Source organism: Variovorax sp. OV084 (genome assembly GCF_900111625.1).
Classification (GTDB): domain Bacteria; phylum Pseudomonadota; class Gammaproteobacteria; order Burkholderiales; family Burkholderiaceae_C; genus Variovorax.
The window spans coordinates 1,098,618-1,115,325 of sequence record NZ_FOII01000001.1 but is presented as its reverse complement, the minus strand read 5'-3'; the positions used below and the strand labels follow the sequence as shown (position 1 = coordinate 1,115,325).

At 66.0% G+C, this 16,708-nt stretch carries 19 protein-coding genes; 16 read left to right on the top strand and 3 right to left on the bottom strand.

Translation table 11 applies throughout. The features are described 5' to 3' along the window. The first annotated feature begins 94 nt into the window (after positions 1–94). On the top strand, positions 95–1,309 hold the full coding sequence (locus BMW87_RS05425; RefSeq protein ID WP_371258780.1) for a glycerophosphodiester phosphodiesterase: 1,215 nt from the start codon (positions 95–97) through the stop codon (positions 1,307–1,309). Positions 1,310–1,336: 27 nt separating this feature from the next. Here the strand turns inward: BMW87_RS05425 and BMW87_RS05420 are convergent, their stop codons facing one another. Further along, positions 1,337–2,236: a transglutaminase family protein gene (locus BMW87_RS05420; RefSeq protein ID WP_256216665.1), complete on the bottom strand. Its 900-nt coding sequence runs from the start codon at positions 2,234–2,236 to the stop codon at positions 1,337–1,339. A 128-nt stretch (positions 2,237–2,364) separates the two neighbouring features. Here BMW87_RS05420 and BMW87_RS05415 point away from each other — a divergent pair, with 128 nt between their 5' ends. Beyond that, complete coding sequence (locus tag BMW87_RS05415; RefSeq protein ID WP_093074743.1) at positions 2,365–2,700, top strand: antibiotic biosynthesis monooxygenase family protein; 336 nt, start codon at positions 2,365–2,367, stop codon at positions 2,698–2,700. Positions 2,701–2,703: 3 nt separating this feature from the next. Continuing rightward, complete coding sequence (locus BMW87_RS05410) at positions 2,704–3,507, top strand: sulfite exporter TauE/SafE family protein (RefSeq protein WP_093074740.1); 804 nt, start codon at positions 2,704–2,706, stop codon at positions 3,505–3,507. 3 nt (positions 3,508–3,510) lie between these two features. Here the strand turns inward: BMW87_RS05410 and mnmC are convergent, their stop codons facing one another. Continuing rightward, on the bottom strand, positions 3,511–5,352 hold the full coding sequence (gene mnmC, locus BMW87_RS05405; protein WP_093074737.1) for a bifunctional tRNA (5-methylaminomethyl-2-thiouridine)(34)-methyltransferase MnmC2/FAD-dependent 5-carboxymethylaminomethyl-2-thiouridine(34) oxidoreductase MnmC1: 1,842 nt from the start codon (positions 5,350–5,352) through the stop codon (positions 3,511–3,513). A 7-nt stretch (positions 5,353–5,359) separates the two neighbouring features. Continuing rightward, a complete protein-coding gene (locus BMW87_RS05400) occupies positions 5,360–5,632 on the bottom strand; it encodes an oxidative damage protection protein (protein WP_012748083.1) in 273 nt (90 codons plus the stop codon). Between the two features lie 147 nt (positions 5,633–5,779). Between BMW87_RS05400 and BMW87_RS05395 the strand changes: the two genes are divergently transcribed. From BMW87_RS05395 to BMW87_RS05335, 13 genes are all read left to right on the top strand, one after another. Then, entirely contained in the window at positions 5,780–6,820 is a 1,041-nt protein-coding gene (locus BMW87_RS05395; protein WP_093074735.1) for a sulfate ABC transporter substrate-binding protein, read from the top strand. A gap of 101 nt (positions 6,821–6,921) precedes the next feature. Then, positions 6,922–7,506, top strand: a complete 585-nt coding sequence (gene ssuE / locus BMW87_RS05390; protein ID WP_093054572.1) for an NADPH-dependent FMN reductase — start codon at positions 6,922–6,924, stop codon at positions 7,504–7,506. A gap of 126 nt (positions 7,507–7,632) precedes the next feature. Next, positions 7,633–7,770, top strand: a complete 138-nt coding sequence (locus BMW87_RS35045; protein ID WP_177142297.1) for a hypothetical protein — start codon at positions 7,633–7,635, stop codon at positions 7,768–7,770. Positions 7,771–7,801: 31 nt separating this feature from the next. Then, positions 7,802–8,758 (top strand): sulfonate ABC transporter substrate-binding protein, encoded by a 957-nt coding sequence (locus BMW87_RS05385; protein WP_093074732.1) that lies wholly within the window; start codon positions 7,802–7,804, stop codon positions 8,756–8,758. Then, positions 8,758–9,927 (top strand): FMNH2-dependent alkanesulfonate monooxygenase, encoded by a 1,170-nt coding sequence (ssuD, locus tag BMW87_RS05380; RefSeq protein ID WP_093074729.1) that lies wholly within the window; start codon positions 8,758–8,760, stop codon positions 9,925–9,927. Before BMW87_RS05385 ends, ssuD begins: the two co-directional genes overlap by 1 nt. A gap of 9 nt (positions 9,928–9,936) precedes the next feature. Next, the gene (gene ssuC, locus BMW87_RS05375) at positions 9,937–10,782 is read left to right on the top strand and encodes an aliphatic sulfonate ABC transporter permease SsuC (protein WP_093054578.1); all 846 of its coding nucleotides are present in this window, start codon (positions 9,937–9,939) and stop codon (positions 10,780–10,782) included. 10 nt (positions 10,783–10,792) lie between these two features. Continuing rightward, positions 10,793–11,761, top strand: a complete 969-nt coding sequence (locus tag BMW87_RS05370) for an aliphatic sulfonate ABC transporter substrate-binding protein (RefSeq protein ID WP_093074726.1) — start codon at positions 10,793–10,795, stop codon at positions 11,759–11,761. Positions 11,762–11,766: 5 nt separating this feature from the next. Continuing rightward, positions 11,767–12,597, top strand: coding sequence for an ATP-binding cassette domain-containing protein (locus BMW87_RS05365; RefSeq protein ID WP_093074723.1), 831 nt, complete (start codon positions 11,767–11,769; stop codon positions 12,595–12,597). A 38-nt stretch (positions 12,598–12,635) separates the two neighbouring features. Then, complete coding sequence (locus tag BMW87_RS05360; protein WP_093054584.1) at positions 12,636–13,925, top strand: O-acetylhomoserine aminocarboxypropyltransferase/cysteine synthase family protein; 1,290 nt, start codon at positions 12,636–12,638, stop codon at positions 13,923–13,925. A gap of 17 nt (positions 13,926–13,942) precedes the next feature. Beyond that, entirely contained in the window at positions 13,943–14,539 is a 597-nt protein-coding gene (locus BMW87_RS05355; protein ID WP_093054585.1) for a malonic semialdehyde reductase, read from the top strand. Positions 14,540–14,593: 54 nt separating this feature from the next. Next, complete coding sequence (locus BMW87_RS05350) at positions 14,594–14,809, top strand: TOBE domain-containing protein (protein WP_007829250.1); 216 nt, start codon at positions 14,594–14,596, stop codon at positions 14,807–14,809. 652 nt (positions 14,810–15,461) lie between these two features. Beyond that, on the top strand, positions 15,462–16,019 hold the full coding sequence (locus tag BMW87_RS05340; RefSeq protein WP_093074718.1) for a hypothetical protein: 558 nt from the start codon (positions 15,462–15,464) through the stop codon (positions 16,017–16,019). Continuing rightward, the gene (locus tag BMW87_RS05335) at positions 16,019–16,579 is read left to right on the top strand and encodes a hypothetical protein (protein ID WP_093074715.1); all 561 of its coding nucleotides are present in this window, start codon (positions 16,019–16,021) and stop codon (positions 16,577–16,579) included. The genes BMW87_RS05340 and BMW87_RS05335 overlap by 1 nt, the downstream gene beginning before the upstream one ends. The last annotated feature ends 129 nt before the right edge of the window (positions 16,580–16,708 follow it).

The following is a 16,708-nucleotide window of genomic DNA, read 5'->3' as shown; positions in this document are numbered from 1 at the left end:
CCCCCTTCGATGATCCGGCGCGCCTGCCGCCAACCTACTTGGCAGCCAAAGGCAGGCGTATTTACATCGATAGAAACAAATAGGGGGAATTTCAATGCAGTTGTTAACTTTTTCCAGGACCACTCTGGCGGCTTGTGCCTGCGCGTTCATGGCGGCATGCGGTGGTGGCAGTGGCGGCGGCATGCCCGCGCTGCCCGATACGCCGGCGTCACCGCCGGCGGCGCCTCCTGCGCCGGCCCCGGCTCCAGCGCCAGTGGAGGCGGCACCCGTGCTCGTCATCGGTCATCGCGGCGCTTCGGCGCAGCGGCCTGAACACACGCTGGCCTCGTACCAGCAGGCCATCGACGACGGAGCCGACTTCATCGAACCCGACCTAGTGCCCACCAAGGACGGCGAACTGGTCGCCCGCCACGAGAACGCCATTGCCATCGTCGACGCAGCCGGCACCGTGATCGAGGCCACCACCAACGTGGCCGACGTGCCGAAGTTCGCTGGCCGCAAGGCCACCAAGGTCATCGATGGCATCTCGATCACAGGCTGGTTCACCGAGGACTTCACGCTGGCCGAACTCAAGGAGCTGAAGGCCCGCGAGCGCATTCCGAAGCTGCGCCCGGCCAACGTGTCGTACAACGACCAGTTCCAGGTGCCCACGCTCGACGAAGTGATCCAGCTCGCCAAGGCCCAGTCTGTGGCCAAGGGCCGCGTGATCGGCATCTACCCCGAGACCAAGCACCCGACCTACTTCCGCTCGATAGGCCTGCCGCTCGAGAAGAGGCTGCTCGACACGCTGCAGAAGCACGACCTGAACAAGGCTGATGCGCCGGTGTTCGTGCAGTCTTTCGAGACCGGCAATCTGAAGGACATCCGCCTGAAGAGCACGGTGAAGATAGTCCAGCTCATCGACGGGCAGGGGGCGCCTTACGACCTCGTGGCCCTGAGCGACAAGCGCACGTATGCCGATCTTGTGAAGCCCGAGGGCCTGGCCGAGATCGCAGCTTATGCGCAGGGCGTCGGCACGGCCAAGGCACGCGTGATCCCGGTGGTCGACGGCAAGCTCGGCACGCCGACCACGCTCGTGAAGGACGCGCACGACAAGAAGCTGCTGGTCCACGTCTGGACGATCCGCCCCGAGAACAACTTCCTGCCGGACAGCCTCAAGAGAGCGCCGAAGGCCGACCCGATCATGCAAGGCGACACCGCCGGGGAAATCAAGGCGTTCCTCGACGCCGGCATCGACGGCCTCTTCGCCGACAGCCCCGTCACGGCGGTGCCGGTAGTCAAGGCGTATCGGGCGGCGCGGTCGAGGTAGGAGCGCGCAAGAGGCGGTGGTTGGCGCTCAGTCCTTGCGGCGGGTGACGACCACCGTCGCTTCGAGTCCCTCGTAGGCCTCGGCGTCGCCGTACCAACTGCCCGAGATCGGCGCTGCCTGCGCCGGGTCGCGCGTGACGCCGACACGGATCAGCTGGCCGCTGCCCATCAGGTTGTTGGTCGGATCGAAGGCCAGCCAGCCGATGCCCGGCAGATAGGCCTGCAGCCAGGCGTGCGTGGTGCCGGCGCCGGTCATCGATTCGCCCTTGGTCTGGGCGGCGTTGTCGAGCGCGGCGTCGTAGAGATAGCCGGAGACGAAGCGGGTGGCAATGCCCAGGCGTCGCGCGGCTTCCATCATCAGCAGGGCGTAGTCGCGGCAGCTGCCGCTGCCGAGCGCCAGCGTGACGAGCGGCGTTTGCGTGCCTTCCTCGTCGCGCGCCTTGTACTCGAGGCTCTGGCCGATGTGCGCGTTCATGCGCGTGAGCACCTCACGCGTGCTGTTGGGCTTGTCGGTATGCAGGAACTGGTGGGCCCAGCGGATCAACGTGCCCTGGTTGTCGTCGTCGTGGTGCGGGCGCAGGTAGTGCTCGAGGTCGAGGCGCTCCTGCACCGAATAGGCGAAAGGCAGGAATTCGGCGGCGGGGTCGAGCGCCAACTGGTCTTGCTGCGCCGGCACGTGCTCGATGGTGAAAGAGCACACGATGCGCAGCTCGGTCGCCTCGCCCATGGGCTGCACCAGCGCCACGGAGTTGGAATGCGGGTCTTGAATGAGCCGGGTGAAGGCCTGCGGGCTCACCTGCAGGTCGGTGGCCAGCACGCGCAGGTCGTGGCTGTCGCGCGGACGGAACATCACGCGATGCAAGCCGAAGGTGACCGGCTTGTTGTAGCGATAGACGGTGGTGTGCTTGATGTCGTACTGGATGGCCATGCGGTGCATTCTCAGCGTTCGCGCGGCAAAACGGTGGATTGGCGTGAGCACATGCCGCAGAATCGGCGCCCGTCCGGGCTCTGCCCGGGTCCATTCGGGTTCATTCACCCAGGAGATTCCGGCTCGCCATGTACTCCGCCACCTTCATCTTCGCCAAGAAGCAGTTCGACGATGAGTTCCACCGTCTCGACCAGACCATCGCCGCGGCCGCGAAGTCGCTGCCCGGCTACCTGGGCGAGGAAACATGGGAGAACACGGGCAACGGGCTGGTGTTGAACGTCTACTACTGGGACTCGCTCGACAGCCTGCAGGCGTTGATCCGCCACCCCGTGCACCAGCAGGCCAAGGCGGCGCAGGCGAACTGGCTCGACGGGTACAAGGTGGTGATCTCCGAGGTGCTGCGCACCTATGGGGACAGCCGTATCGATCACCTGCTGGCGCCTTCGGGGCAGGGCGCCGCTTAGCCCATGCCCGAATCGTTCGGTCTCGTTCAAGTGCTGGGCGGGCTGGCGATCGGCATCTTTTCGGGTGCGATGGCCGGGCTGCTCGGTGTGAGCCCCGGCGGGGCGCTGGTGCCCGCGCTGGCGTTGATGCCCGGGCTGGGGCAGCATGATGCGCAGGCCATTTCGCTCGCAGCGCAGCTGGTGCCGACCAGCCTGGCGGGGTTTCTGCGCTACCGGGTGTCGGGGCATGGGGCCGCGTGGCGCACGGTGGTCTGGATCTCGCTCGGGTTTCTGGCTGGGGCTTATGCGGGCGCGCGTGGAGCGAGCCATGTCGCCGATGCGGCGCTGCGTTGGATGTTCGTGGGGTATCTGCTGGTGCTGGCGACGCTGGTCGTGCTGAAGTCGCCTGCGAAGACCGCGGGCGTCGATGCGGCGCAGGCCGAAGAGCCGCGCGGGGCAGTCGTCGCGCTGGTGGTCGTTGGCATGGTCGCGGGTGCATCGTCGGGGTTGCTGGGCATCGGCGGCGGGCTGGCCATCACGGCGCTGCTGACGGTGGCGCTGCATTACTCGCAGCACCGGGCGCAAGCGGTGAGCCTGGCGATCAACGCGCTGCCGCTGGCGTTGCCGGCAGTGCTTGTCTACGCCAGCGTCGCCAGCGGGCTGCCCTGGGTGCTGCTGGGCTTTGTCGTGCTGGGGCTGTGGATCGGCACGGCGGCCGGGGCGCGGCTGGCGACCCGGCTGGAAGAGCGGGCGCTGCGCAACTACTTCTTCGTGCTGGTGATCTGCATGGCGCTGCTGATGGCCTGGCGGGCATCGGGCGCGGGCTGATATTCAGAGCCGCTGCGTGCTGAGTGCCTTGGCCAGCGTGGCGGGCAGGGGCAGCGGCTCGGCGTGCCACTGCGCTGCCAGCAGTTCTGCGCACAGCGCGGCAAAGCTCAGCCCGCGCGAGCCCAGCGCGGTGCAGGCCCAGAGGCCGCCTGCATCGGCGTCGAGCGGGCCGACCAGCGGGCGCCGGTCGCCCGAGGCGCAGCGGATGCCGACCCAGGCATTGACCTGGCCGTGCGCGAACGAAGGGGCCAGCGCGGAGGCCGCGGCAGGGTGCAGCCGCGCAAGGCGCTCGCGGTTGGCTTCGCTGTCCGCGTCGGTGGGGGCGAGGTCCGTGCTGTCGCGGTCGAAGGTCGCGCCGGCCAGCCAGATTGGGGTGCCCTCGGCGTCGGGCACGTGAGCGACCAGATGGCCGTCGCCGTTGAGGGGCGTGGCGGGCAGTTCGAGGCCGTCGGCCATGTGGCCCCAGGCGACTTGGCCGCGCACCGGCTGAAGAGGGAGCCTGGGGGCGAATCGGTCTGATTCGAAGCCTGCGGCTATTACCACGCGGTCGACGTCGATCAGCAACTGGCCGGCCGGGTCGAACAGTTGCCAGCCGCTCGCGTGCCGCTCCAGGCGCTCCACCTTGCACCCACCACGAAACTCGACTCCCGGCTGCCGCAGCCACGCGGCGATCAGCCGGTGCGGCCGCACCCAGGCGGCGCGTGCGTGCCAGAGGGCGGGCGCATCGCTCGGCAGTCTGACAGCCGCCAATTGCCCGGCGCTCGCGGGCCACGATTCGTTGGGGCCGCCATCGCTCCAGCCAGCCGGCACGCGCGTGTCGCCATCGGGCCGGCGCTCCAGCACGCCGCTGGCGCGCCAGTCGCGGCCTTCTTCCAGCAATCGTGTCAGTTCGGCCCACGTGGCGCGGATGCCGGCTCGCGTGAGCCGCGACAGCAGCGCATCATCGGGCGACACATGTGGCGCGAGCATGCCCACCGGCAGCCCCGACGCGCCAGAGGCGGGCCAGTCGGCAGCATCCAGCACGGTGACCTGCCATCCGCGCCGCGCAAGGCTCGCCGCCACGGCCGCGCCCGCAAGCCCGGCGCCGATGACGGCGCAGCGGCCCGGCGTGTCGATGCGCTCGGTCACGGGGCCGCGGCGGCGCACTGTCCAGGCGGGCGCGAACACGCCGCGCAGGCAATCGCGCTTGGGTGGCAGGCCCTGGTCTCTTTCGACCGAGAACCCGAACTGCTTGAGCGCGTCGCGCACCGTCCGCGCGATCGTCCAGGTGGCGATGCGCGTGCCTTGCCGCGCAAAGCGCGACACGGCCTTGAGCGTGTCTTCCGACCACATCGCAGGGTTCTGCTGCGGGCTGAAGCCATCGAGAAAGATGCTGTCGGCATCGAAGCGCTGGGCGCGCAACATTGGCTGCACGTCGCCGATGCAGAGGGTGAGCAGCACGCGGCCTTCGTCGAAGGCCAGCCGGTGGAAGCCCGGCAGCAGCCCGTGCCACTGCGCGGCCAGTTCGCGGGCGAGGGAGGCCAGTTCGGGATACGCCCCGGCCGCGCGCAGCAGGTCTTCAGCCGAAACCGGATGCGCCTCGATAGAGACGAAGTGCAGCATCCGTGGCCGCCCGGCGTCCGCGCGCCAGGCCTGCCAGGTTGTCAGGAAATTGAGGCCCAGGCCAAAACCGGTTTCGAGAATCAGCCATTGCGACTGTCCGATCCAGGCCTCGGGCAGCCCGCAGCCACCCAGAAACACATGGCGCGACTGCGCCAGTGCTCCGGTTTCGGTGTGATAGATGTCGTCGAAGCGCTCGCTGCGGGGGACGCCGTCGGCGCGCCAGGCGACGGGCTCGGCGGCCAAGACGGGCTCAGTTCGAGGGGGGTACGTAGCCCTGGGCCACGTCGGCGCCTTCGCCGAAGAAATGCTTTTCCATCTGCCGCGCCAGGTACTGGCGGGCGCGCAGATCGGCCAGATTCAGCCGGTTTTCATTGACCAGCATGGTCTGCTGCTTGAGCCAGGCGGCCCAGGCTTCCTTGCTGACGTTTTCCCAGAGGCGCTTGCCCAGCTCGCCTGGGTAGGGCGGGAAGTCGAGCCCTTCGGCCTCTTTGCCGAGCTTGATGCACTGAACCATGCGTGCCATTTCGATTGCCTTTGAACGGGAAAAGTGGGGAAAGCGGTTGCTTAGTTGATTTGGCTATTTAGAACTGAAAACTTGGTCGTTCCAGTTTCTATATGTCGTATTGAGAATACGCAGCTTCATTGATATGCCTTTTCAGAGCAAGACACCATGAGCCTCCGCCGCGACTTTATCAAGCTTTCCCTGGGTGCCGGCGTGGCCAGTGCCATGGCCCTGTCGGCGTTGCCGACGTTTGCCCAGGGCGGCGCAGCCCCGGTGACGCTGCTGAACGTGTCCTATGACCCGACGCGCGAGCTGTACGTGGACTACAACCAGGCCTTCGCCAAGTACTGGAAGGCCAAGACCGGCCAGGACGTGACGGTCAAGCAGTCGCACGGCGGCTCGGGCAAGCAGGCCCGCTCGATCATCGACGGCATCGACGCCGACGTAGCCACGCTGGCGCTGGGCGGCGACGTCGACGCGCTCGTCACGCATGGTGGCCTCGTCAAGGCCGACTGGCAGAAGCGCCTGCCGCACAACTCCGCTCCCTACACCTCGACCATCGTGTTCCTGGTGAAGAAGGGCAACCCCAAGGGCCTGAAGGACTGGGACGACCTGATCAAGCCCGGCGTGCAGGTGATCACCCCGAACCCCAAGACCTCGGGCGGCGCCCGCTGGAACTACCTGGCCGCGTGGGAATTCGCCAAGCGCAAGTACGGCGGCGATGCCAAGGCCAAGGAATACATCGGCAACCTGTTCAAGAACGTGCCCGTGCTCGACACCGGCGCGCGCGGCTCGACCATCACCTTCGTGCAACGCGGCGTGGGCGACGTGCTGCTGGCCTGGGAGAACGAAGCTTTCCTGGCGCTGAAGGAATTCGGCCCCGAGAAGTTCGAAATCGTGGTGCCCTCCATCTCCATCCTGGCCGAGCCCAGCGTGGCGGTGGTCGACAAGGTCGTCGACAAGAAGGGCACGCGCGCCGTGGCCGAGGAATACCTGAAGTACCTGTACTCGGACGAAGGCCAGGACATTGCGGGCCGCAACTTCTACCGCCCGACGTCTGACAAGGCGAAGGCCAAGTACGACAAGCAGTTCCCCAAGCTGACGCTGGTGACCATCGACCAGGCCTTCGGCGGCTGGGCGAAGGCCGACAAGGAGCACTTTGCCGACGGCGGCTCCTTCGATCAGATCTACACGACGAAACAAAAGTAAGCCAAGCCGCCCCAGCAAGCCGGCAGTGCAGGGCGCCAGTTCGACTGGCGCCGTGGTTCGGCTCGCCCTGAATTCCTGAAAAAGAAAACAGAAAGTCTCCCGTGTCCGTTCTCCTGATTGCCGGCAGCCCCACGGCCCCGTCCCGCTCCACCGCCTTGCTCGACTCGGTGGGCGAGCGGCTGGCCCAGCGCCATGCGCGGATCGAGCGGCTTGCCATCCGCGAGCTGCCGGCGCAGGCGCTGCTGCTGGCCGAGTGGAACAACCCGGCCATCGAGCGTGCCATTGCCCAGGTGGCGGCGGCTCGCGTGATCGTGGTGGCCACGCCGGTCTACAAGGCGGCCTACAGCGGCCTGCTCAAGGTCTTTCTGGACCTGCTCTCGCAGAACGCGCTCAAGGGCAAGACGGTGCTGCCGCTGGCCACCGGCGGCAGCCCGCACCACATGCTCGCGCTCGACTACGCATTGCGCCCCGTGCTGCAGTCGCTGTCGGCGCGCCACATCCTGCCGGGCGTGTACGCCAGCGAATCGCAGATTGCGCTGACGCCCGAGAACGCCTACCAGGTGCACAACGACCTGGCCGAGCGACTCAACGAGGCCGTCGAGGTGCTGGCCACCGAAGGCCTGAAGCTGCCTGCAACCCACGGCTTCGAGCCGGTGCCGTTTTCTCGCGTGCGATGTAGCGTCTGAAAGCACGGGCTCGTCGCGAGCCCGTGCTTGCCCAGACCTCATCCCTCATTCCCGTTCTTGAAAGCCGCCTGCGCGCGGTGCGGGACAGCTTTTGCCTGAAGTTTTTGCAGACCAAGGAATCCACGCATGACCCCCGTTGCCACCGAAGACTCCGTGCTCGACACCTCGCCGCGCTCCCTCTGGCACGCGCTGGGCGATCTTGCCGTGAGCGTCATCGTCGTCAGCGCCATTGCGCTGATCGTGAGTTTCATTGCCGCCGCCTGACCGCGCGGCACATCCATACCCAAGCATTGCCATGACATTGATTTCCGCACCCCGACGTCGCCTGATCCAGGGCGTTGCTGCCGCCATTGCGCTGCCTTCTTTTGCTGCGCTGGCACAGGCGCCCGCACGCCAGCTTCGCATCGGCAACCAGAAGGGGCCGCTGAGCGTCCTCAAGGGTCGCGGCACGCTCGAGAAGCGACTCGCACCACTCGGCGTGACCGTGAAGTGGACCGAGTTCACCGCCGGCCCCGTGCAGCTCGAGGCGCTGAACGTCGGCTCCATCGACTTCGGCGACGTGGGCGAGGCGCCGCCCATCTTCGCGCAGGCAGCCGGTGCGCCGCTGGCCTATGTGGCCGCGACGGTGCCGCGTCCGCGGGCGGAAGCGGTGATCGTGCCCAAGGGTTCGGCCATCAAGACCGTGGCCGATCTGAAGGGCAAGAAGATCGCGCTCAACAAGGGCTCGAACGTTCATTACCTCATCGTCAAGCTGGCCGAGAAGCACAGGCTGCCGTACACCGACCTGAACCTGGTCTACCTGCCGCCGGCCGATGCGCGCGCCGCCTTCGAGAAGGGCTCGGTCGACGCCTGGGTCATCTGGGACCCGTTCCTCGCCGCAGCCGAAAAGTCGCTCGAAGCGCGCGTGCTGGCCGACGCCACCGGCGTGGTCGGCAACCGTGGCTACTACTTCTCGTCGCTCGACTACGTGGCGAAGAACGCCGACGTGCTGGCCATCGCGGTCGAGGAGATCAACAAGATCGACGTCTGGGGCGCAGCCAACAAGGGCGACTACGCGGCCGAACTGGCCACGCTCTGGGGCCTGCCGAGGCCGGTGGCCGATTTGTCGGTGGGCCGGGTGGACTACGGCACCACACCCATCACCAAGGCCATCCTCGCGGAGCAGCAACAGATTGCCGACACCTTCTTCGCACTGAAGCTGATCCCGAAAAAGATCAACCTGCTCGAAGCCGCCGGCGCGGGGATTGCGTGATGCAGATCTTCTGGTTCCTCCCCACGCACGGCGACAGCCGCTACCTCGGCACGAGCGAGGGCGCACGCCCCATCGACCTGGCTTACCTGCAGCAGATTGCCGGCGCGGCCGACAACCTCGGCTACGAAGGCGTGCTCATTCCGACGGGCCGCTCGTGCGAAGACCCGTGGGTCATCGCGTCGAGCCTGATCGGTGCGACGAAGAAGCTCAAGTTCCTGGTGGCGGTGCGCCCCGGCCTGCACCAGCCCAGCCTGGCCGCGCGTATGGCCGCGACCTTCGACCGGCTCTCCGGCGGGCGCCTGCTCGTGAATCTCGTGACCGGCGGTGACCAGGCCGAGCTCGAAGGCGACGGCGTGTACCTCGACCATGCGTCGCGCTACGAACAGTCGGCAGAGTTCATCCGCATCTGGCGCGAGATCATCGCGCGCAGCCACGACGGGCAGGCTTTCGACTTCGAAGGCAAGCACCTGAGCGTGAAGGGTGCGAAGCTGCTTTACCCGTCGGTGCAGAAGCCGTATCCGCCCGTGTGGTTCGGCGGCTCGTCGGCTGATGCGCACGACCTCGCCGCGGAGCAGGTCGATGCGTACCTCACCTGGGGCGAGCCGCCCGCGGAAGTCGCGAAGAAGATCGCCGACGTGCGCGCCCGCGCCGAGCGGCAGGGCCGCAAGGTCGAGTTCGGCATTCGCCTGCATGTGATCGTGCGCGAGACCGAAGACGCCGCGTGGAAGGCCGCCGAAGAACTGATCAGCCGCGTGGACGACGAGACCGTCATCCGCGCGCAGGCTGCGTTTGCGCGCATGGATTCCGAAGGCCAGCGCCGCATGGCCGCGCTGCATGCTGGCGGCGCCAAGCGCTCGCGCGCCGAGCTTGAGATTGCGCCGAACCTCTGGGCTGGTGTGGGCCTCGTGCGTGGCGGGGCTGGCACCGCATTGGTCGGTGACCCGAAGACCGTTGCTGCGCGCATCGAGGAATACGCGGCGCTCGGGCTCGACAAATTCATTCTCTCGGGCTACCCGCATCTCGAAGAGGCCTACCGCTTCGCCGAGCTGGTGTTCCCGCTGCTCTCCCGCAAGGCGCAGACGCGTCTGGCAGGCGGTTCGCTCAGCGGGCCCTTCGGCGAGGTCGTCGCCAATCTCGATGCGCCATCCAGGCTCGTCTCCCAAAGCTGAAGGACCGCCATGACCGAACAAGTTCAGGAGCTGCCGGCCGTGGCACCCACCGAGAACACCGGCAACGCATTCAGGAGCTTCGCTGCCAACGTCGCCGGGCGACTGGTGCCGTGGCTCGTGCCGGTCGGGCTCATCGTCTTCTGGCAGATTGCGTCGTCGCTGGGCTGGCTCAGCACGCGCGTGCTGCCGGCGCCTGTCGACGTGGTCAAGGCTGCGTGGAACCTCACGGTGTCGGGCGAGCTGTGGACGCACGTGAAGGTCAGCGCGGGTCGTGCGCTCGCGGGGCTGGCCATCGGCGGCGGGGCGGGGCTTGCGCTCGGCCTGCTCACGGGCTCGGTGAAGTTCGCCGAGACGCTGCTCGACTCCACCATCCAGATGGTGCGCAACATTCCGGCGCTGGCGCTGATTCCGCTGGTGATCCTGTGGTTCGGCATCGACGAATCGGCCAAGCTGTTCTTGATTTCGGTGTCGGTGTTCTTTCCGATCTACCTGAACACCTTCCACGGCATCCGCAACGTCGATCCGCAGCTGATCGAGATGGGGCGCACCTACGGCCTGTCGCGTTGGCAGCTGTACCGCGAGGTGATCCTGCCGGGCGCGCTGTCGTCGATTCTCGTGGGCCTGCGCTTCTCGCTGGGCCTGATGTGGGTGATCCTGATCGTGGCGGAGACCATCTCGGCGCAGGCCGGCATCGGCTACCTCACGATGAATGCCCGCGAGTTCCTGCAGACCGACATCGTGCTGGTGGGCATCCTGCTGTACGCGCTGCTCGGCAAGCTGGCCGACCTGTTCGCGCGCGGGCTGGAGCAGTGGTGGCTGCGGTGGCATCCTGGCTACCAGAAGAAGGCGAAGTGAGGGCGGGGGCATGACGCAATTCCATGTTTCCCGTCGCACCGTCATCGCCACGCTGGGCGCGTTCGGCGCCAGCGCGGTGCTTGCGCAGGGCGTGGCCGCCCGGCCCGCGACCGTGCGGCTCGGCTACCAGAAGTCGTCGACGCTGATCGCCGTGCTCAAGGCACAGGGCGCGCTCGAAAAGCAGCTCGCGCCGCTCAACGTCACGCTGAGCTGGCACGAGTTCACCAGCGGCCTGCCGCTGCTGGAGGCGCTGAACCTCGACAACCTGGACATCAGCGCCGACGTGGCCGACACCGTGCCGGTGTTCGCGCAGGCCGCCGGAGCAGACCTGACCTTCATTGCGCAGGAAGCACCGTCGCCGGCCGCACAGGCCATCGTGGTGCGCGAAGACTCGCCGATCAAGACGGTGGCCGATCTGAAGGGCAAGAAGATCGGCTTCGCGAAAGCCGCTGGCGCGCACTACCTGCTGATCGCCGCGCTCGACAAGGCCGGCCTGTCGTTCAAGGACATCGAGCCCGCCTACCTCACCCCCGCCGATGGCCGCGCCGCCTTCGAGAAGGGCGCCATCGACGCATGGGTGGTGTGGGACCCGTTCCTCGCTGCCGCGCAGCGCCAGTCGAAGGTACGCGTGTTGGCCGACGGTGCGGGCATCGCTTCGTACCAGCGCTACTACCTCGCGAGCACCAAGTTCGCGAAGGCCCGGCCCGACGTGCTGCGCGTGGTCTACGCCGAGCTCGAGAAGACCGGCAAGTGGGTCAAGCAGAACCCGAAGGACGCGGCCGCGCTGCTGTCGCCCGTATGGGGCCTGGACGCCGCAACCATCGAGCAGGCCAACAGCCGCCGCAGCTATGCCGTGCGTCCGGTGGTGGCCGAGGCCCTGACCGAGCAGCAGCGCATCGCCGATGCCTTCTTCACGGAAAAGCTGCTCCCCCGAAAAATCGATGCGCTGAACGTGGCGCTTTTCAAACCCGGAGCCTGAAGCCCATGAGTGCCGTCCTGAAAGACATCCAACCCCAGGCCATCGCCGGCGGCGTGCGCCTCGAAGCGCGCGGCCTGCACAAGCGCTACGGTGCGCGCGAAGTGCTGCGCAACACGCGCCTGACCATCGAGCCGGGCCAGTTCATCGCCATCGTCGGGCGCAGCGGCTGCGGCAAGAGCACGCTGCTGCGGCTCATCGCGGGGCTGGAGGAGCCGAGCGCCGGTGGCCTCTACACCGACGGCAAGGCCGTGCATGGCCTGCACGACGACACCCGCATCATGTTTCAGGAGGCGCGCCTGCTGCCGTGGCGGCGCGTGCTCGACAACGTGACGCTGGGCCTGCCCAACGACGCCAAGGCGCGCGGCAAGGAAGTGCTGGCGCAAGTCGGCCTGGCCGACCGCGAGAACGAATGGCCGGCGCGCCTGTCGGGCGGCCAGCGGCAGCGCGTGGCTCTGGCCCGCGCGCTGGTGCATCACCCGCGCCTGCTGCTGCTCGACGAGCCGCTGGGGGCGCTGGATGCGCTGACGCGCATCGAGATGCACCGCCTCATCGAGAACCTGTGGCAGCGCCACCGCTTCACCGCTTTGCTGGTGACGCATGACGTGCAGGAGGCCGTGGCGCTGGCCGACCGCGTGATCCTCATCGAAGACGGCCGCATCGCGCTCGACGAGAACATCGCGCTGGCCCGCCCGCGCTCGCAGGGCGACCCGGCCTTCGCGGCCATTGAAAAACGAATCCTCGACAGGGTGCTGCAGAAGCCGGAAGACACCGCGCCAGAGAGCACCGACGCAAGCTGGCTCAGCACCCCCGCGCACGCATTGCGCTGGGCGATCTGAGCTTCTTTCATCCATCCGCCCCTTTGAAAGGCAGTCGCATGTCGCAGAACTGGAAATTCGAAACCCTGTCGGTGCACGCCGGCTACTCGCCCGAACCGACCACCCGCGCGGTCGCTCCGCCGATCTACCAGACGGTGGCCTATGCCTTCGACAGCGCGCAGCACGGCGCGGACCTGTTCGACCTGAAGGTGCCGGGCAACATCTACACCCGCATCAACAACCCCACGCAGGACGTGCTGGAGCAGCGCGTGGCCGCGCTTGAAGGCGGCATTGCGGCGCTGGCGCTGGCCTCGGGCCAGGCGGCCGTGACCTACGCGATCCAGACCATCGCCGAGGCCGGCGACAACATCATCAGCAGCACCGCGCTGTATGGCGGCACCTACAACCTGTTCGCCCACACGCTGCCGCAGTTCGGCATCACCACGCGCTTCGCGGACCACCGCGATCCGACAAGCTTCGAGAAGCTGTTCGACGAGAAGACCAAGGCGGTGTTCGTCGAATCACTGGGCAACCCGGCGGGCAACGTGACCGACATCGCGGCCATTGCCGAGATCGCGCATCGCCATGGCGTGCCGCTGATCGTCGACAACACAGTGCCTTCGCCGTACCTGAGCCGGCCTATCGAACACGGCGCCGACATCGTGGTGCACTCGCTCACCAAATACCTGGGCGGCCACGGCACCAGCATCGGCGGTGCCATCGTCGATTCGGGCAAGTTCCCGTGGGCCGAGCACAAGCAGCGCTTCAGGCGCCTGAACGAGCCTGACGTGAGCTACCACGGCGTGGTCTACACCGAGGCGCTGGGCCCGGCCGCCTACATCGGCCGTGCGCGCGTGGTGCCGCTGCGCAATACCGGTGCGGCCATCTCGCCGTTCAACGCCTTCCTGATCCTGCAGGGCATCGAGACGCTGGCGCTGCGCATGGACCGCATCAGCAGCAACGCACTCGCAGTGGCGCAGCACCTGAAGCAGAGCAAGGCCGTGAACTGGGTGAACTACGCGGCGCTCGAAGACCACCCCGACTACCCGCTGGCAAAGAAGTACTTCGGCGGCCGCTCCAGCGGCGTGCTGACCTTCGGCATCGGTGCGGGTCGCGAGGGAGGGGCGAAGTTCCTCGATGCGCTGAAGCTCTTCACGCGCCTCGTGAACATCGGCGACGTGCGCTCGCTGGCCACGCACCCCGCCTCGACCACGCACCGGCAGCTGTCACCCGAGGAGCTGGCCAAGGCCGGCGTGACCGAAGACACCGTGCGCCTGTCGGTCGGCATCGAACACATCGACGACCTGATCGCCGACCTCGACCAAGCGCTCGCAGCAGCGTCGAACTGAAACACCTTTTTGAAGACATGACCACACTGCAATCCATTCCCGAAGCCGCGCTGGACCAGCTGTTCCGCAAGGCCCGCACCGTGCACGCCTTCAAGCCCGTGCCCGTGACCGACGAACTGATCCACAAGCTCTACGACCTGCTGAAGTGGGGCCCGACCGCCTACAACGCCCAACCGGCGCGCTACGTGTTCGTGCGCAGCGAAGAAGCCAAGGCGAAGCTCAAGCCAGCCGTGTCCGCGGGCAACACTGCGCAGACGCTGGCGGCCGGTGTCACGGTGATCGTGGCGCACGACACGCGCTTCTACGAGCACCTGCCCACGCAGTTCCCGGCCTACGACGCCAAGCCCTTCTTCGAGAAGAGCGCCGAAGCCGCACAGGCCACGGCCTTCCGCAACAGCAGCCTGCAGGGCGCCTACCTGATCCTGGCGGCGCGCTCGCTCGGGCTCGACGCAGGGCCGCAGTCGGGCTTCAACGCCGACCTGGTCGACAAGGCCTTCTTCCCCGACGGGCGCTACCGCGCCAACTTCCTCGTCAACCTCGGCGTGGCCGACCACGCCGGCACTTTCGAGCGCGGCCCCCGGCTGGCGTTCGACGACGTGGCCGAGATCGTCTGACGCTCCGGCCCATTCATCCATCCATCCCTGCTTCAACCTGAAAGAGAAACCATCATGTCCATCCAAGCCATCAACGTGCGCAACCAGTTCAAGGGCAAGGTCCGCGAGATCATCCGCGGTGACGTCGTCTCCGAAGTCGATGTCGAGACCGCCTGGGGCATCGTCACCTCCGTCATCACCACGCGCTCGGTCGACGAGCTGCAACTGAAGGTGGGCTCCGACGTGGTCGCGCTCGTGAAGTCGACCGAGGTTTCGATCGCGAAGCTCTGACGGACCCTCGGGCATCTGCGACAACCCGGCGCTGTCATGGCGCCGGGTTTTTTCGTTTCTGGGCTTCGTGTTTGCAGGGGTTTACAGGGTGTGGATTCATCGACCGTGCTGAATTTCTGGAATCCATCGAATCTTTCAAGACCCTGAATTTTCTTTGAAGACATCGCCATAGCATCCGCGCCGCGAGGTGCGATCCGTGTCGTGTGTCGATGCTGGGAAACGCCTCGTGAAGAGTCGTTAACCAATCAAAGATATTCAGGGAGGAACCCCATGCTCGTTGAAATTGACGAACACGGAATGCTCAGTCACGCGCGAGGGCGATGCATCGGATCGAGATGCGTAGAGCGCCAGGAGACCGCTATCCGAGCAATATGGAAGCCATAGGAATCGAAATGGTGGGAAGAGCAAGATTGCCGGAGGGATTTAACCCGACTCTCAAGCAAAGAAAAATGCCTCTGGAAAGACTGCGGGGAGACGCCGGTGTCTTTCCCACTCCAACAGCAGCTCAGAACCAGGCGCTTTCGTGGCTCGTTCATGTGCTCCAGAGCTCAATGCAACTCGCAACGAGCGAAGTGTTTCGTCACCCGGATGTCAGCAGAAAGAACAGTACCGAGGCGCAAGGCGCGAACTGGACGCTCCCCATACCCACACCATGAGCAAAGTAAGCATTCTTTTGATGGCGCTGGTTGCAACCGCAATGGGTGCCCCGACTCACGCGGCGGACAAGCGATACCCGCTTGATTCCGTAAGGAAGATCGAAGTCGTCGAGCCCTCCAGCGGGTCTGTGTGGGAAGACAAAAATCTCCTAGATTGCTCCGATGTCGTCCTGACCGAAGAGGATGTGCGATATGCGCTGCGGCACATACGCAGGGTCACAGAGAAGGCATTTTTCAGCGAGGAGACGGAGAGGACGGGGTGTTCAGGTGGTGCTTCCGTCACTTTCAGAAATGGAAAGATCATCGTCATCGGAGTCGAGCCCACGGGGAGGATCAACATCTTCGAAGCGAACGCCAAACTCGAACCTACCGGTGTTCCTGAAAGCTACTATGGGTGCGATCCGTGCAGGAAGCGCAAGATGATCCTTCTTCAGGACGCTTTCGATCGAGCCGATGAGCGCAGGCTCAAGAAGCTGGTGGCGCAAGGACGGATTTCTTCCACTGAAGCGGAACTTCTGCTGCAGAAGGCGCGTTCAGCGCGCAAAGGGCCTTGATGCGCAAGATCAACAATCTCGTGGCCACGATACTGATCGTGGCAGCGGGAACATCTTCAGCGCAGGCCGCTGACAAGCGGTACCCCATCGCGTATGTGCAGAAAGTGGAAGTCACACACCCTTCGCACCGAGGTGCCTGGGAGAACAAGGATTTTCTGAACTGCGACGATGTCGTGCTGGCAGAAGAGGACGTCCGCTACGCCTTGCGGCATATGCGCAGGGTTTCGTGGAAAGCCTACGACCCGGAAAGAACCGATACCACAGGGTGCGAAGGGAGTGCCCTCGTCACGTTCAAGAACGGAAAAATCCTCGCCATGGGTATCGAACCCAATGGGCGAGCTCTTGCCCTTGAGTACGACGCAAAGATGAAGCACACGGGGAGTCCGACGAGCTTCTACGAATGCAGCCCTTGCCGGGAGCGCAAGATGGCTCTCCTGAAAGATGCACTGAACCGCGCGGATGAGCGAAGGCTCAAGAGGCTGGTGGCGGAAGGGCAGCTCTCTGCCAGCGAAGCGGAGTTTCGGTTGAAGTGGGTGCGAGCTGAACGCGACAAGCCCTGACATACCAACCAAGGCGTTCTCCCCCTGGTTACCCGCTACGGCGGGTTTTCTTTTGGCTGTATCCAAACGGCAATCACCCTTAGTCGCGGGGCGCATTAGAAAGCGCGAACAGCTTCCTTCCGCCTCGCG

Coding starts and splice junctions, on each gene's coding strand:
- BMW87_RS05425 (WP_371258780.1), top strand. CDS start 95: ATGCAGTTGTTAACTTTTTCCAGGACCACTCTGGCGGCTTGTGCCTGC.
- BMW87_RS05420 (WP_256216665.1), bottom strand. CDS start 2,236: ATGGCCATCCAGTACGACATCAAGCACACCACCGTCTATCGCTACAAC.
- BMW87_RS05415 (WP_093074743.1), top strand. CDS start 2,365: ATGTACTCCGCCACCTTCATCTTCGCCAAGAAGCAGTTCGACGATGAG.
- BMW87_RS05410 (WP_093074740.1), top strand. CDS start 2,704: ATGCCCGAATCGTTCGGTCTCGTTCAAGTGCTGGGCGGGCTGGCGATC.
- BMW87_RS05400 (WP_012748083.1), bottom strand. CDS start 5,632: ATGGCACGCATGGTTCAGTGCATCAAGCTCGGCAAAGAGGCCGAAGGG.
- BMW87_RS05395 (WP_093074735.1), top strand. CDS start 5,780: ATGAGCCTCCGCCGCGACTTTATCAAGCTTTCCCTGGGTGCCGGCGTG.
- BMW87_RS35045 (WP_177142297.1), top strand. CDS start 7,633: ATGACCCCCGTTGCCACCGAAGACTCCGTGCTCGACACCTCGCCGCGC.
- BMW87_RS05385 (WP_093074732.1), top strand. CDS start 7,802: ATGACATTGATTTCCGCACCCCGACGTCGCCTGATCCAGGGCGTTGCT.
- ssuD (WP_093074729.1), top strand. CDS start 8,758: ATGCAGATCTTCTGGTTCCTCCCCACGCACGGCGACAGCCGCTACCTC.
- ssuC (WP_093054578.1), top strand. CDS start 9,937: ATGACCGAACAAGTTCAGGAGCTGCCGGCCGTGGCACCCACCGAGAAC.
- BMW87_RS05370 (WP_093074726.1), top strand. CDS start 10,793: ATGACGCAATTCCATGTTTCCCGTCGCACCGTCATCGCCACGCTGGGC.
- BMW87_RS05365 (WP_093074723.1), top strand. CDS start 11,767: ATGAGTGCCGTCCTGAAAGACATCCAACCCCAGGCCATCGCCGGCGGC.
- BMW87_RS05360 (WP_093054584.1), top strand. CDS start 12,636: ATGTCGCAGAACTGGAAATTCGAAACCCTGTCGGTGCACGCCGGCTAC.
- BMW87_RS05355 (WP_093054585.1), top strand. CDS start 13,943: ATGACCACACTGCAATCCATTCCCGAAGCCGCGCTGGACCAGCTGTTC.
- BMW87_RS05350 (WP_007829250.1), top strand. CDS start 14,594: ATGTCCATCCAAGCCATCAACGTGCGCAACCAGTTCAAGGGCAAGGTC.
- BMW87_RS05340 (WP_093074718.1), top strand. CDS start 15,462: ATGAGCAAAGTAAGCATTCTTTTGATGGCGCTGGTTGCAACCGCAATG.
- BMW87_RS05335 (WP_093074715.1), top strand. CDS start 16,019: ATGCGCAAGATCAACAATCTCGTGGCCACGATACTGATCGTGGCAGCG.